This window comes from Nocardia harenae NBRC 108248 (assembly GCF_001612885.1).
Taxonomy (GTDB): domain Bacteria; phylum Actinomycetota; class Actinomycetes; order Mycobacteriales; family Mycobacteriaceae; genus Nocardia; species Nocardia harenae.
Map to the genome: position 1 here is coordinate 551,734 of NZ_BDBH01000007.1, position 14,489 is coordinate 566,222.

General features: G+C 74.2%; 14 protein-coding genes. 7 read left to right on the top strand and 7 right to left on the bottom strand.

Annotated features, from left to right (window positions below):
* Position 1: 1 nt before the first annotated feature.
* The gene (locus tag NH2_RS18115) at positions 2-1,612 is read right to left on the bottom strand and encodes an ABC transporter substrate-binding protein (RefSeq protein WP_067655198.1); all 1,611 of its coding nucleotides are present in this window, start codon (positions 1,610-1,612) and stop codon (positions 2-4) included.
* Positions 1,613-1,978: 366 nt separating this feature from the next.
* On the opposite strand from NH2_RS18115, the gene NH2_RS18120 reads away from it, so the two are divergent.
* Positions 1,979-2,626: a hypothetical protein gene (locus NH2_RS18120; protein ID WP_067655200.1), complete on the top strand. Its 648-nt coding sequence runs from the start codon at positions 1,979-1,981 to the stop codon at positions 2,624-2,626.
* Positions 2,627-2,629: 3 nt separating this feature from the next.
* Here the strand turns inward: NH2_RS18120 and NH2_RS18125 are convergent, their stop codons facing one another.
* The 6 genes from NH2_RS18125 to NH2_RS18150 all read right to left on the bottom strand — a co-directional run bounded on the left by NH2_RS18125 (position 2,630) and on the right by NH2_RS18150 (position 8,057).
* Complete coding sequence (locus NH2_RS18125; RefSeq protein ID WP_067655203.1) at positions 2,630-3,004, bottom strand: DUF6188 family protein; 375 nt, start codon at positions 3,002-3,004, stop codon at positions 2,630-2,632.
* Positions 3,001-4,143 (bottom strand): glycosyltransferase family 2 protein, encoded by a 1,143-nt coding sequence (locus NH2_RS18130; RefSeq protein WP_067655830.1) that lies wholly within the window; start codon positions 4,141-4,143, stop codon positions 3,001-3,003. The genes NH2_RS18125 and NH2_RS18130 overlap by 4 nt, the downstream gene beginning before the upstream one ends.
* Before the next feature lie 5 nt (positions 4,144-4,148).
* Entirely contained in the window at positions 4,149-4,841 is a 693-nt protein-coding gene (locus tag NH2_RS18135) for an LppM family (lipo)protein (RefSeq protein ID WP_067655827.1), read from the bottom strand.
* 128 nt (positions 4,842-4,969) lie between these two features.
* A complete protein-coding gene (locus NH2_RS18140; protein ID WP_067655833.1) occupies positions 4,970-5,773 on the bottom strand; it encodes a carotenoid biosynthesis protein in 804 nt (267 codons plus the stop codon).
* Between the two features lie 113 nt (positions 5,774-5,886).
* Positions 5,887-7,449, bottom strand: coding sequence for a phytoene desaturase family protein (locus tag NH2_RS18145; RefSeq protein WP_067655206.1), 1,563 nt, complete (start codon positions 7,447-7,449; stop codon positions 5,887-5,889).
* A complete protein-coding gene (locus tag NH2_RS18150; RefSeq protein ID WP_067655209.1) occupies positions 7,446-8,057 on the bottom strand; it encodes a GNAT family N-acetyltransferase in 612 nt (203 codons plus the stop codon). The genes NH2_RS18145 and NH2_RS18150 overlap by 4 nt, the downstream gene beginning before the upstream one ends.
* A 184-nt stretch (positions 8,058-8,241) precedes the next feature.
* Here NH2_RS18150 and NH2_RS18155 point away from each other — a divergent pair, with 184 nt between their 5' ends.
* The 6 genes from NH2_RS18155 to NH2_RS18180 all read left to right on the top strand — a co-directional run bounded on the left by NH2_RS18155 (position 8,242) and on the right by NH2_RS18180 (position 14,356).
* Positions 8,242-8,757 (top strand): SAV_6107 family HEPN domain-containing protein, encoded by a 516-nt coding sequence (locus NH2_RS18155; RefSeq protein ID WP_245650629.1) that lies wholly within the window; start codon positions 8,242-8,244, stop codon positions 8,755-8,757.
* Positions 8,758-8,930: 173 nt separating this feature from the next.
* On the top strand, positions 8,931-9,356 hold the full coding sequence (locus NH2_RS18160) for an SCO2097 family morphological protein (protein WP_067655212.1): 426 nt from the start codon (positions 8,931-8,933) through the stop codon (positions 9,354-9,356).
* Between the two features lie 418 nt (positions 9,357-9,774).
* The gene (gene mraZ / locus NH2_RS18165; protein ID WP_067655215.1) at positions 9,775-10,206 is read left to right on the top strand and encodes a division/cell wall cluster transcriptional repressor MraZ; all 432 of its coding nucleotides are present in this window, start codon (positions 9,775-9,777) and stop codon (positions 10,204-10,206) included.
* Positions 10,207-10,336: 130 nt separating this feature from the next.
* Entirely contained in the window at positions 10,337-11,329 is a 993-nt protein-coding gene (rsmH, locus tag NH2_RS18170) for a 16S rRNA (cytosine(1402)-N(4))-methyltransferase RsmH (RefSeq protein ID WP_439951761.1), read from the top strand.
* A gap of 73 nt (positions 11,330-11,402) precedes the next feature.
* Positions 11,403-12,398 (top strand): cell division protein FtsL, encoded by a 996-nt coding sequence (ftsL, locus tag NH2_RS29425; RefSeq protein WP_067655222.1) that lies wholly within the window; start codon positions 11,403-11,405, stop codon positions 12,396-12,398.
* A gap of 197 nt (positions 12,399-12,595) precedes the next feature.
* Positions 12,596-14,356, top strand: coding sequence for a peptidoglycan D,D-transpeptidase FtsI family protein (locus tag NH2_RS18180; protein WP_067655839.1), 1,761 nt, complete (start codon positions 12,596-12,598; stop codon positions 14,354-14,356).
* Positions 14,357-14,489: the final 133 nt, after the last annotated feature.

A 14,489-nucleotide genomic window follows, 5' to 3' on the forward strand; every position in this document is an offset into this window, starting at 1 on the left:
ATCAGCGCCCGCTCAGCCAGGCGTCGAAGAACTGCAGCCGCGCCGACGCCTCGAACTTCAGGTCGTTGGTCCTCGGCCCGGCCCCGATCGCCTGCGCGAGCTCGATGGTGGGGAGCCACAGCCCGGCGTCGAGCACCTGCCCCTGCGCGGTGCGGACGAGCCCGGCGCGGGCGGCGGTGTCGACGGTGCGCAGCTGCGCGTCGAGCGTCTGGTCCAGCGCGGGCACGGCGGCGCGGCGGTTCAGATTGCGGCCGTCCAGCCCGAAGGTGGCGCGCAGGATATCGCCGTCGGCCCTGGTCGAGTTGTAGTAGACCGAGTCGAAGTCGCCGGAGTTCTGCCGCGCGGTGTACTCGCCCGCCGACACCAGCTCCAGCCGCAGGTCCACCCCGACCCGGCGCAGCTGCTGCTGCACCAGCTCCAGGATCGCCTGGTTCCCGGCGAAGACCTGGCTGAAGGTGACGCCGAAGGCGAGCCGCTCACCGTCCTTGGCCCGGATGCCGTCCGAGCCGGGCACCCAGCCCGCCCGGTCCAGCGCCGCCCCGGTAGCGGCCTGGTCGAACGTCAAGCGGGCGGAGAGATCCTGGTAGGCGGGGGTTCTCGCGCCGAGCACGCTGGTCGCGGGGGCGAACTGCGGGCCGAGCACGGTATCGATCAGCTCCTGCCGATCGATCGCGGTCAGCAGCGCGGTGCGCACCGCCGGGTCGCGCAGCGGGCCGCGGGTGACGTTGGGCTGCAGCCCGAAGACCACGCCCGGGTTGGCGGTGGTGAGCACCCGGCCGCCGGTGGCCTCGATCTGCGGGGCGTCCTGCGGCAGCGCGTCGCTCACCGCGTCCAGCTGGTCGGAGGAGAGGCTGCCGGTGCGCACCCCGGACTCCGGGACCACGGTGAACTCGATCCGGTCCAGGTAGGGCTCGCCGTCGTGCCCGAAGACCTCCGAGCCCCAGCCGTACCCGGCCCGCTTGACCAGCGTCGCGGAGACGTTCTGGGTGTACGAGGCGTAGGTGAAGGGCCCGCTGCCGATGATCTTCTCGCCCTGGCAGCGCTCCTCGGCGGTGGCGGCGTTGGTAGCGTCGGCGAGGATGCCGAGCTGCGAGGTCGACGATGCCTGCAGGAACTGGGCATTGGGCCGGTCGAAGGCGACCCGCGCGGTCCGCTGGTCCACCACCGTTGTCCCGGTGTAGCCGGTCAGGTAGCTGGCGGCCAGCGGCGCCTTGGCCGCGCCGACCCTGCCGATCGCGTCGAAGGTGCGCTTGACCGAGTCCGCGGTCACCGGGCTGCCGTCGCTGAAGGTCGCGTTCTCGGCCAGGGTGAAGGTGACGGTGGTGGCGTCGGGGGAGATCTCCCAGCTGCGCGCCAGCCACGGCTTCAGCTCGCCGGTCTCCGGGTCCTGGTCGGTCAGCGAGTCGACGACCTGCCTGGTCACGTAGATGGTCTGGTTGCTGCCGCCCTGGGCCGGGTCGGCGCAGGTCGGGGCCTGGGAGAGGCCGTAGCGGAGCGTGCCGCCGGGCTGCGGCGGACCGGCGTTCGCGCCGGAGCCGCCGGTCTCGCCACCGCAACCGGCCAGCACGGCGGTGGCGGCGAGCGCGGCGAGGGGACGGCGGTAACGAATCACGGTGCTGCTCCGGTGGTCTCGGCGGTTCGTTGCTTCCTCGGCAGGCCGGGCGGGTCGATCCGCGAATCGGGTGGCGCCGCGGCGACGGACGCACTCATCGCGGGGTCCTCACGTGTCGTTCCTCCATCGGTCCCTGCGGTAGCTCGAGCCGAGTCATCATGCGAGCCGCGGGCGGTGGGGGCCAAGGGTAGAAATCAGTGTGAACGGAGTCCTTGGTCGTGGCACCGGGGCCGCGGAGAATGTGGGGGCCGAGGGGGAGACGTGGGTCTTCTGTCAAATTGCCGACCATTCACTCGGCCCGGTTATCGCAGTTCATCTCGGTAGCCGGGTACCGTCCGGGGCCTCACCGACGATGAGGAGCCCGCCATGCGCTCGCCGACCCGATCGCTCGCCCGCGGCGCCGCCGTCGCCGCGCTCACCCTCGCGCTGGCGGGGACCCCGGGGCTGGCCGCCGCCGCGCCCGCCCCCGGCGATCCGCTCGCCGCCTACCGCTCGATCGTCGAGACGCTGGGCGCGCTCGGCGTCCAGCCGTTCCTGTACCCCACCGCCGCGCCGTTCTGCGCCGACGGGGCGCCGCTCGGGCTCGTCCCCGCCGTCGCGGGCGCCGTGCCCGGCCCGTGGCCCGGCGCGCTGCTCCCCATCCCCGGGCTCGATCAGGCCGCGGTGCGCGCGGGCCAGGTCATGTTCACCTTCCTGCCGGCCGGGATCACCGACGGCACCGGCATGCAGGTGCTCTGGTTCAACACCGCCACCGGCCGCGGCGGGGCCGCCGCCATGGGCTCGCTCGGCGACGTCGCCGCCGGGCTCCTTCCCGCCGGTCTCCCGTCCGAGCTGCGCGTCATCGCCGAAGCGGCCGTCCGCGATTTCCTGACCAGGGCGATCCCGGTGGGCGGGGTCCGCGCGGTCCCGGTCGACACCGGCCGGGGCACCGTCCTCGCCGCGGTCTTCGGCTCCGTCCGCAACGGCGACGCCACCTGCTTCTTCCTCCCCACCGTGGGGATTATTTCCGCCTGACCGTCAGGCGCCCCGCCACACCGCCAGCTCGCCGCCCGGCATGCAGACGACCCGATAGCCGTTCGGGCCGACCAGCGTCCAAGCCTCGTGGTCGGCGTCGGGCGGCACTACGAGCCGCATCGCGGAATCGAAATCGACGGTGAGAATGCCCGCGAGATCCACTGTCGCGGTGGTGATCGTGCCACGCAGCACCGATTCCAGATCGGAGCGCGAGATCCCGTAGTCCGTGAGCGAGATCGCCCTACGGTCGCTGTGCGCGACCTCCAGCTCGAAGTCGCCTTCGATCTGCAGCTCGAACCCATTGGCAGCGGAAAGCGCGACCAGGTGATCGCTGATCGCGACCGAGATCCGCCGCCCGGCGATCGGGAGTTCTCTCACCCGGATGGTGTCGCCCGGTTCTTCCAGCTCAGCTCATTGCGGGCGCGGGCGCGGTGGGAGCGGAGGGTGAGGCGGAGGTAGGCGGTGACGGCGAGGGGGTGGGCGAGGGCCGAGAGGATGTCGGTGGGGTGCGGGCGGGTGCCGGTGTCGAGGGTGCGGGCGAGGAGGCGGCCGGTGACGGCGGCGGCGTAGCCGATGGCGCCGGTCCGGCGGAGCGAGCCGCGGCCGACGAGGGCGGCGAGCGGCGGGACGGTGTAGGTGAGGGTGGTGAGGGCGCCGACGGCGAGGGCGGCGGCGGGGGAGCCGCCGTAGGCGGACCAGAGCCAGCGGGTGTAGCCGGCGTCGAGGGCGGCGGCATCGCGGTACATGCGGGTGCGGGCGTGCGGACCCGCGGCGGCGACGGCGGTGCGGTGCCCGGCGCGGCGCAGGGCGCGGGCCAGGTCGATGTCCTCGGTGGCGCTGGCGGCGACCACCTCGTGGCCGCCTGCGGCGCGGTAGGCGGCGGCGTCCATGACCAGGAACTGGCCGCAGCCGAGCGCGGTGGAGGTGCGCAGGCCGCGCTCGGCGAACCGCACCGGGAGGGTGGAGGCCCACGACCAGACCAGCAGTGGCTGGAGCAGCGCCTCGTAGCAGGAACCGGCCAGCTGGTGCGGCCAGGGGGAGAGCAGGCCGAGGCCGTCGGCGCGCAGCGCGGTCACCGCGGCGGCGATGGCGCCGGGGGCGAGGCGGACGTCGGCGTCCAGGAAGACCAGGACGGGGGTGTCGGCGAGTTCGGCGAGGCGGGCGCAGGCGGCGGCCTTGCCGGTCCAGCCGGGCGGGGGTTCGCGGTCGGAGCGCAGCACGGTGATGCGCGGGTCGCCCTTGGCGGCGCGGCGCGCCGCCTCCTCGGTGCCGTCGGTGGAGGCGTCGTCCAGGATCAGCACCCGCAGCCGCGGGACGCCGGTCTGCGCGCGCAGGTCGGTGACGAGCCGGGGGAGCAGGGTGACCTCGTCGCGGGCCGGGATGCACACCGTCACCGGCTCGAGCACGGCCGCGCCCGGCGGCGGGAGCCTGCGCACGGTCAGCAGGTTGTACCCGGCGAGCAGGGCGCTCAGCCCGGCCAGCGCCGCGCCCGCCCGCGCGGCAGCGCGAAACACCATCCCGCTCAGCGGTTCCCGCGCACCGAACTCCACCAGCGCCCCGGCGTGAACCCCTTCGGCGCCCCGGGAACCGGCGGATTGCGATCGAGGTACGCCACCGCCGCGACCATGGCGGCCACGGCCAGCGTGATCCCGCCCATGATCCCGGCCCAGCCGGCGAACGAGCGGGTGTTCGGGTCGGCGTAGCTCACCTCGGCGCGCAGGGTGGAGACGTCACCGGCGGGCAGCTTCCAGGAGACCACGTCGTCGCCCTCGCGATTGCCGTTGGTCTTGGCCACCCTGGCCGGGAAGGCCACGGTGAACTGCACGTCGGAGCCGTGCGGCGGCAGCGTCTTGAGGTCGACCCGGCCGAGCAGGCTCACCAGGTCGCCGGTCCGGGTGAACTGCAGCTGGAACATGCCCTGGGTCTGCTCGGAGAGCCCGGAGAGCTGCTGCACCTCGCCGAACGAGAGATCGTCGAAGAAGACCTGGCTGCCGACGTAGCCGTCCTGGCTGTACGCCTCGACCCGAAGCTTGCTCGCCAGCGTCTCCGGCACGGTCAGCTGCGGGCCCTTGTCGCCCGGCTCGACCGGAACGACGGCGGCCACGATCCGCCCGGAGACCCGGTCGTTGGAGGAGACGCCCATCGAGACCTGCGCGCGCAGGCAGCCTGCCAGCGCCGGGACCAGCAGGGTGGCCAGCAGCAGCGCGCCGAGCACCCGGGTCCGGGCGACCCGGGAGCGGAGGACGGCGCGGAACCCGCGCGGGGGCCGCGGGCGGGCCGGAGCGACGGGCACGACGGAGCGGGGACTCGGTTGCACGGCTCACATCGTGCCAGGCGCGCCGGTCAGGACGCCAAGCGACGGGCGGCCCGGTCGCGCGCGATTCCGCGCACCCCGCGGACCAGCAGCGGAACACCGAGCACGCCCATTCCGAGCAACCCGTACCCCGCGGACCACGGCAGCCCGAGGAACGCCAGGTGCGCCAGGGCCGAGCCGAGCCAGGTCCAGAGGAACACCGCCACCGGCACCGCAGGCCCGGCGCCCTCGGTCTCCCTGCGCTGCCGGGCGCGGTGTTCGGAGGCGGTCATGAGCGCGCCCATGAGCAGCGCCACCAGGAACCAGCCGAGGTAGTTGGTGAGCGGGATGGCGGGCAGGCCGGGGAGTCCGGCGCCGGTGACGCACCAGCTCCACTGGCCGTCGGTCACCATCTGCGGGTCGAGGAAGAGGTCCCAGCCGACGGCGCCGACGGCGGTCAGCGCGATGCGGGCGCGTGAGGTCCCGGCGAGGAGCCCGGCCACCACCCAGACCGGGTAGATGCCGCCGGTCCAGGCGAGGGGGACCGCGAGGGGGACGTCGGCCAGCGCGGGTTCGAGTTTGCCGACGGCGTAGGCGTAGCAGCCGAAGGGGTAGCCGGTGGCGGTACCGATCAGCTCGGAGAGCAGGCCGATCCCGGAGAGGATGGCGAGGGTGCGCAGTGCGTAGGCGGCGCCGAGTGATGCGACGGCGTGCGCGAGCGCGGTGCCGGCGAGCAGCACGACCACGAGCGTGGTGACCCGGTCGCGCGCCGAGCCGTCGGTGAGCGGGTAGGCGATCTGCGCCGCGACCAGCAGGAGCGCCAGCAGCGCCGCCACCGGCGCGCCCTGCGCCAGGTGCCGCGGGGCGGACCGCCGCCCGCCGGCGGCATCCGGTCGCTGCCCGGCAGGCACCCGGTCGCCATCCGACGTCCGATGCCCCGCCGTGCCATCGCCGTCCCGGGGCGACGTCACCGCCGCTTACCCCGCGCCAACCGGCGCAGCGGCCCGCCCCGGCCGAGCACCGCCCGCGCGGTCCGCCGCCCGGCGGCGCCGGAGACCCCGCCGCCGGGATGCGTGGAGGCACCCGTGAGATACAGCCCCGGCGCACCGGGCACGGTCCCCGTGGCCAGTTCCGGCAGCGGCCGCCACATCATCATCTGGTCCAGCGACATCTCCACGTGCATGACATTGCCGCCCCGCAACCCCAGCTCGCGCTCCAGGTCGAGCGGGGTCTGGGTATACCGGTGCTCGATGGTCGCCGCGAAGCCCGGCGCGAAGCCCTCCAGCTCGGCGATGATCCGATCCGCCTCGCGCTCACCGATGGCATCCCAGTCGCCGTCGGCGAGCCGGTACGGATGCCACTGCGCCCACAGCGAGAGCTGGTGCCGCTCCGGCGGCGCGATGCTCGGGTCGAGCGCGCTGAAGCTCATGGCGAGCACCACCGGCCGCGGCGGCAGCTCCCCGGCCAGCGCGGCACCGTGCGCGCCCCGGAGCGCGCGCCGGTCGCGGACCAGCAGCTGCAACCCGGACGCCGAATCCGCCTGCGCGGCGCCGGGGTAGCGGGGCAGCGCGGTGGTGCCGAGCCGCACCACCATGCCGATCCCCGGCCCGACCCGGATGCGCCGCCGCCAGTCGTCCAGCGGCGCGGCGTCGAACCCACCCGCCCCGAGCAGCTCCAGCGTCTCCAGCACGTGCGCGCCGGCGACCACGGTCCGCGCGTGCACCACCGCACCCGACTCGGTGCGCACCACCCATCCGTCCCCGGCCCGGCGCAGCGCCGCGACCGCGTCCCCGGTGCGCAGCTCACCCCCGTCGGCGCGCAGCCGGGCGGCGAGCGCGGCGGTGAGCGCCCCGCTCCCGCCGACCGCGCGGCCCGGCGGCAGTGTGTGCATGAGCGCCGCGAAGCCGATCATGGGCGCGGTGCCCGGCTCGGACATGGGCGGCCCGGACTGCGCCCCGAACCAGGCCAGCGCGGCCCGCAGCCGCTCGCTCTCGAAGGTCGAGTCCAGCAGCGCGTCCCCGGACTGCAGGAACTCCCTGGAGAGCGCGGCGCCGCCGTCCGGCGCGCTCAGCCCCCAGAAGGCGCGGGCCAGCTTGCCGCCGGTCGGCTGCACCCCGAAGGCCCGCATGACCCTGGCGCTGCGCGGCCCCCACACCCCGACGAAGCGCCGGTACGCATCGGCGTCGCGTGCGCCGCAGGCCGCCTCGATGCTCGCGCAGGTGCGCTCCAGATCGCGGGCGAAGACCAGCGGCGGCTCGCCGGGCACGAAGGCCCACGGGTCGCAGTCGACGTAGCGCAGCCCGAACCGGTCCAGCTCGAGCTCCTCGACGATCCCGGTGTGTCGCACCATGAGGTGCGCCGACGAGCCGCGGTCCACCGCGTACCCGGGGAAGCGCTCGACGGTGGAGACGGCACCGCCGATCACCTCGTCGCGCTCCAGCACCACCACCCGCTGCCCGGCGCGGGCCAGGTAGCAGGCGGCGACCAGGGCATTGTGCCCGGAGCCGACGACGGCGACGTCGGCGTTCACAGCGGCAGTGCGCGGCCGAGCACCGCGAACGGGCGGTTGTCGCCCGCGAAGACGAAGTGCCGGATGACGTCGGAGAAGCCGGTGCGCCGGTAGAGCCGCCAGGCCCGGTTGTCCTCGGCGTCGACCTCGGGGGTCGAGAGCAGCACCGAGCGCTCCGGCCGGTCCTGCAGCAGCCGGGTGAGCAGCATCGAGCCGAGCCCGCGGCCCTGCGCCGAGGGGTGCACGTGCAGCTCGGTGAGCTCGAAGTAGTCGGTGAGCAACTCCCTGGTGGCCGGCTCCGACCAGCCGCAGCGCCGCATCCCGGCGTGCACCTGCTGGTGCCACCACTGGTGCGGCGCGCCGCGGTAGCCGTAGGCGACGGCGAGGATCGGCGCCGAGCCGAGGTCGACCCGGCCGTGCTCGTCCGGCTGTACCGCGGCGACCGCGCGCCAGCCGGGCCGCGTGGTGTGCTCGGTCCACATGGGGGCGCGGTGGTTCTCGGTGCCGCGCGGGTACGCCATGGCCGCGACGTAAACGCCGAGCGCGTCCGGCAGCCGGGCGCGCAGGGCCTGGACCGAGAGGTCGACGATGGTGGGCGCTGGCAGGTGATCGGTGGTGGCGGCGCTCATGTCTTCCGTCGGGTGGGGGCGGCCGATGGACATGCGCCTGCCTGCGGGATCGCCGATCCGGTCGACATGTCGGTGGCTCGCTCTATAGTCGGTGTCAATGGAATCGTTCGAATGCCTGTTCGATCTGCTGTCCGTCCGGGCTGCTGCTCAGCCCCTGTCAGCACGATAGTCCAGGTGCGCGACTGTGGAGGGACCGCTGATGTCCGACGGCAATCGAACCTCCTCCGGCCCGGGTGCGAGCGGCCGGGGCGGGCTGGGGCCGCCGCCCGCCGGGGAGTCGTCCGCGCGCCGCGGCCGGGCGGGCGGCCTGCTCGGGAAGGCCGACGGCCTGCTCATGGCCGCGGCGGGCGAGCCGGACCCGAGGGAGTGCTTCCGCACCGCGTACCTCGCCGCGCTGCGCGGGGCGGGCGCGGTGCTCGCGTTCACCGGGGCCGACACGGCGCCGCGGGCCCGCTCCCGCAATGCCTGGGTGCTGCTGCAACGCGCCGCACCCGAGTTCGTCATGTGGGCCGATTACTTCAGCGCGCACTCCGAGCTGCGGGCCGCGCTGGAGGCCGGGCTGGACCGCGAGATCGGCAGGCAGGAGGCGGTCGAGTTCCATTCCAGGGTCGGCGCGTTCCTGCACGACGTGGAAGATCTGCTGGCCAGCGCGGCCCGGCTGCGCCCCGCCCCGGGGTGGACCGGGGGAATGTCGGCCTGACCCGCCGGGGGAGTTGCCCGCGACACCCGGGTGTTATGAGCGAGTAGGTGGTACGCCCCTGATCGAACTCGTATCATGGGAAGCGGACAGCCGCCAAGGTCGGCTATCTGTCGCCTACCCAACCGCTTGGGGTCGGTAGGTGACCGCCACGCCCTAGTGCCGGGGGAGGTACCGTGCCACTCTCCGAGCACGAGCAGCGCATGCTCGAACAGATCGAGAGCGCGCTCTATGCTGAGGATCCGAAATTCGCGTCGTCCGTCCGCGGCGGGCGCCTCCGCACGACGACGAGCCGCCGGAGACTGCAGGCCGCGGCGCTCTTCGTGCTCGGCCTTGTCCTGCTGATCGCGGGCATCGCCATTCCGGTCCGGCCGGGCGGGTTCCCCGTCATCAGCCTGGTCGGATTCATCGTGATGTTCGGCGCCGGGGTGCTGCTGCTGGTCGGGGGTTCCCGGGCGGCCGCGCGCGCCGCGGAGCCGGAGTCCGGCGGCGCCGCGGGCGGCCGCGCCCAGCCCCGCGGCAATCGGCAGCAGCGCCGCTCCGGCGGCGGCTTCTCCGAGCGCATGGAAGACCGCTTCCGCAGGCGGTTCGAGCAGGACTGACGCCCCGCGCGCAGCGATCGACGACGGCGGCGCCGCACCCTCGGGTGCGGCGCCGCCGTCGTCCGCGTGTCCGCGACGCGCCGACATTTGCCGCCTGATCCGGATCGGTTCCGCGCGCCGTCTCCCACGTCACCCCACGGGGTGCCCCACCCCGCCCCACCGGCTCGCCCGGCGATCTTCGCAACCCTCGCACCAGGGCGTTTGCTGAGCGTTTCCCGGCCATAGCGGAAAGGAATCGCCGAGCCGGGTCGAACGCCGTTTGCACCCCCCACGCCCGTGATAGCTGGAGTGACCTGCGCGAACCGTTTTCCGGGGAGCCAGATCACCTCCGGTTTCGATTGAAAGTGGGGGAAAGTGGGGTAATGTGGAGCGCGCACTACAGGAGGCCGTCCGGTTGCTTCGGTAGGGAGGTGTCGAAGTGTTCTTCGGTACCTACACACCGCGGCTGGACGACAAGGGGCGACTCACGTTGCCTGCGAAATTTCGAGACGATCTGGCGGGAGGGTTGATGGTCACGAAGGGTCAGGACCACAGCCTCGCCGTCTACCCGCGGGAGGCGTTCGCGGAGCTCGCGCAGCGCGCCGCGGCGGCGTCCCGTACCGATCCGCAGGCGCGCGCCTTCGTGCGCGCACTCGCGGCGGGCACCGACGAGCAGCGTCCGGATGCCCAGGGTCGCATCACCTTGTCGGTCGACCACCGGCGCTACGCCAACCTGACCAGGGACTGCGTGGTGAACGGGTCGATCGAGTTCCTGGAGATCTGGGACAAGCAGGCGTGGGAGTCCTACCTCGCCGATCACGAGGAGGACTACGCGCAAGGGAGCAACGAGTCGCTGGGCACGATCTTCTAGCCCCCGGAGCAGGCGAGTGCGCCGCGGCCTCTGCCCGGACGCGGACCCTGACGTACTTCCCCGACGCCAGGTGCCGCGCCCCGGTCAGAGACCACGGCGCATTCGCCGCCGACAGCGCTTCTCAGCCGGAATCCAGGAGGTCGAGGTGGATCACGCACAGCCAGGCCCCCGGCACGTGCCGGTGCTGCTGCGGCGGTGCGATTCCCTCCTCGGCCCCGCGCTCGACGCGCCCGGCGCCGTCTACCTGGACGCCACCCTCGGCCTCGGCGGCCACGCCGAGCACTTTCTGCGCAGTTACCCGCAGCTCCGCCTGGTCGGGCTGGACCGCGACACCACCGCGCTCGAACTCGCCGGCGCCAGGCTCGCGCCCTACGCCGACCGGGTCACCCTGGTGCACACCCGCTACGACGGCATCCCTGCCGCGCTGGAGCGGGCCGGGGTCGCCGCGGGCGGCGTCTCCGGAATCCTGATGGACCTCGGCGTGTCGTCCATGCAACTGGATCTGGCCGAGCGCGGGTTCGCCTACTCCGTCGACGCGCCGCTCGACATGCGAATGGACCCGACCACCGGCCCCACCGCCGCCGACGTGCTCAATACCTACAGCCACGGCGACCTGGCCCGGGTGCTGAAGACCTACGGCGAGGAGCGGTTCGCGGGCAAGATCGCCTCCGCGGTGCTGCGCCGCAGGCAGCAGCGGCCCTTCCGGACCAGTGCCGAACTCGTCGAGCTGCTCTACGCCACCATTCCCGCCGCCACCCGCCGCACCGGCGGGCACCCGGCCAAGCGCACCTTCCAGGCGCTGCGGGTGGAGGTCAATGCCGAACTCGACTCGCTGCGGGCCGCGCTGCCCGCGGCGCTGGACGCGCTCCGGGTGGGCGGGCGGCTGGTCGTGCTCGCCTACCAATCGCTGGAAGACCGCGTGGTCAAACAGGAATTGGCGAAGCACACGGTCTCCCGCACGCCGGCCGGGCTGCCGGTCGAGCTGCCCGGCATGGGCCCGACCTTCCGGCTGCTCACCCGCGGTGCGGAGAAGGCCACCGACGCGGAGATCGAGGAGAACCCGCGCGCCGCCCCGGTGCGGCTGCGTGCGGCCGAGCGGATCGAGGAGGGTGGTCCCGCGTGAGCGAGTCAGGCCCGGAGGCGGGAGCGGAGCGTGGCCACGGAGGGCCCTCGCTCGCGCGGAATGGAGACCGCCCATGAGTGTGCGGGCGCGGGCCGCGGAGGCGCCGGGGCGGCTGGCCCGCCGGGTGCAGGCCGCGGAGCGGGTGAAATCCGGTGCGGCGCAGCGGGCGTACGCGCGCAGGCGGCTGCGCGCCGAGCAGCTCGGGCTGCTGCCCGCCGCCTCGGCCGTGCGCACCGCGGCGGTGACGGGGCGGATTCCGTTCGTGATCGTGATCTTGGTACTGCTCGGCTGTGGGCTCGCCTGCACGCTGCTGCTCACCACCCGCGCGGCCGAGGACAGCTACCAGCTGAGCGATCTGCGCGCGGCGAACCAGAGGCTGCTCGACGAGCGGGCCGCGCTGCAGCGCGAGGTGGAGGCGGCGGATTCGGCGCCCGAACTCGCCAATCGGGCACGGGAACTCGGCATGATCCCGGCCGTCGACCCGGCCAGGCTGGTGCTCGAGCCGGACGGCACGGTCACCGTGGTCGGCGAGCCGACGCCGGCGCAGGGCGCCTCGGTGCCGCCGCTGAACAACAACCGCGGGGAGCGGGTGGTTCCGGTGACGGCGCTGCCGCTGCCAGGCGCGGCGCCTGCTCCCGCCCCGGCGCAGCCGGGTGCCGTGCCCGCGCCCGGTACCGGCGTCGGCACGCTCGGCGTTCCGATCGACCCCGCCACCGGCGGCCCGCTCCCCGAGGGCGCCGGTGCCGCCACGCCCGGCGCGGGCGCCCCCGCGATCCCCGGCGCCGCGCCGGGCGCGGCGATCCCCTCGGCTCCGGGCGCGGGTGACTCCGCCGCCCCCGGCGCGGGTGATTCCGCTGGCCTCGGCGATGATTTCGCCGCCCCCGGCGCGGGTGATTTCGCCGCTCCCGAAGCGGGTGATCCCGCGGCACCCGGAGCGGGCGGCACTGCTCCCGGAGCCGGCGACGCCGCCGTACCCGCCCCCGGCGCGGGCGATATCGCCGCCCCCGGCACCGTTGTCCCCGCGCCCGGCGCGACGGAACTCACCCGTCCCGAGGCGGCCCAGCGGTGAGGGAGAACAGGGGCGGCCGCTCGCAGCGCGCCCGGACTCCGTCCGGACCGCAGCGCCGCTCCGGCTCCGCCGCCTCCCGCCCGACCGGCTCCGCCGCCGCCCGCCCCACGGGCGCCCCGCGCGACGCCACCAGCGGCGCCACCCGGCTCGGCGCCGACCGCTCCTCCCGGCTGCGGCTCGGCGCGGGCCGGATCGCCATGCTGGTGGCGCTGGCCGTGGTCGCGCTGCAGCTGCTCTGGGTGCAGAGCATCGCCGCCCCCGGCCTCTCGGCCCAGGCCGCGAGCCAGCGCACCACCAGGCAGATCGAGCCGGCCACCCGCGGCCCGATCGTGGACCGCAACGGCAAACCGCTCGCCTTCACCGTGACCGCGAAGGCGCTCACCTTTCAGCCGGTCCGGGTGCGCCAGGAACTCGCCGCCGCGCGGGCGAAGGACGACTCCGCCCCCGACCCGGAGCAGCGGCTGGTCGAGATCGCCGACACCGTCAACGCCAAGCTCGGCGCGGGCGGCCCCTCGGAGAAGGAGCTGCTGGCGAAGCTGCGCGGCGACGAGACCTTCGTCTACCTGGCGCGCGGCGTCGACCCGCGGGTCGCCTCGGAGATCAAGCTGAAGTTCCCCGAGGTCGGCACCGAGCGGCAGGACCTGCGCGAGTACCCGGGCGGCGCGCTCGCCGCCAACCTGCTCGGCGCCACCGGGTGGGACGGCCACGGCCAGATCGGGCTGGAGTCCTCGATGGACTCGCTGCTGGCGGGCACCGACGGCTCGCACACCTACGACCGTGGCTCGGACGGCGCGGTGATCCCGGGCAGCTGGCGCGACCGGCAGCCCGCGGTGAACGGCAATACCGTCGAGCTGACCCTGGACCAGGACCTGCAGTACTACGTGCAGCAGCAGGTGCAGCAGGCCAAGGAGCTCTCCGGGGCGAAGGGCGCCTCCGCGGTGGTGCTGGACGCGCGTACCGGCCAGGTGCTCGCCATGGCCAACGACAACACCTTCAATCCCGCGCTCGGCCCGCAGTTCTGGTCGAACGCGGATATGAGCAACCCCTCGGTCACCGAGCCCTTCGAGCCCGGCTCGGTGAACAAGATCATCACAGCGGCGGCCGCCATCGAGTACGGGCTGACGACGCCGGACGAGGTGCTGCAGGTGCCGGGCGAGATCCGGATGGCCGGGGTCACCGTGAACGACGCGTGGGAGCACGGCGTCGCGCCGTACACCACCACCGGGATCTTCGGGAAGTCGTCCAATGTCGGCACGCTCATGCTGGCGCAGCGGGTCGGCGAGGATCGCTTCGCCGAGCTGGTCGGCCGGTTCGGGCTGGGCAGGCGCAGCGGCGTCGGGCTGCCCGGCGAGAGCGCGGGGCAGGTGCCCGCGCGGGACCAGTGGTCCGGCGGCACCTTCGCCAACCTGCCGATCGGCCAGGGCCTTTCCATGACCACGCTGCAGATGACCGGCATGTACCAGGCGATCGCCAACGACGGGGTGCGGATTCCGCCGCGCATCGTGAAGGCCACCGTCGGCCCGGACGGCGCGCGCACCGACGAGCCGCAGCCGGACGGGGTGCGGGTGGTGAGCCCGCAGACCGCGGCCACGCTGCGCACCATGTTCCAGTCGGTGGTGCAGCGCGACCCGCGCGGCGTGCAGATGGGGACCGGGGCCTCCGGCGCCGTCACCGGGTACCAGATCGCGGGCAAGACCGGCACCGCGCAGCAGATCGACCAGCAGTGCAAGTGCTACTCCAGCTCCAGCTACTGGATCACCTTCGCCGGGATCGCGCCCGCCGACGACCCGCGCTACGTCGTCGGCATCATGCTGGACGATCCGCAGCGCAGCTCGGACGGCGGCGGCGGGCAGTCGGCGGCGCCGCTCTTCCACAACATCGCCTCGTGGGCGCTGCAGCGCGATGCCGTCCCGCCGTCGCCTGCGGGGCCGGGGCCGTTCGTGCTGCAGGCGTCCTGAACGCCGGGGGCGGCCGCTGTGATCTGCGACGACCAGCGGGTTCGGCGACGGCGGACGGGCGCTCGCGACGGGCGGGGGCGGGGGCCCGAGCGGTAATGAGAGGCGCGTTGTCCGCGCCGGGGCGCGCGTCGGT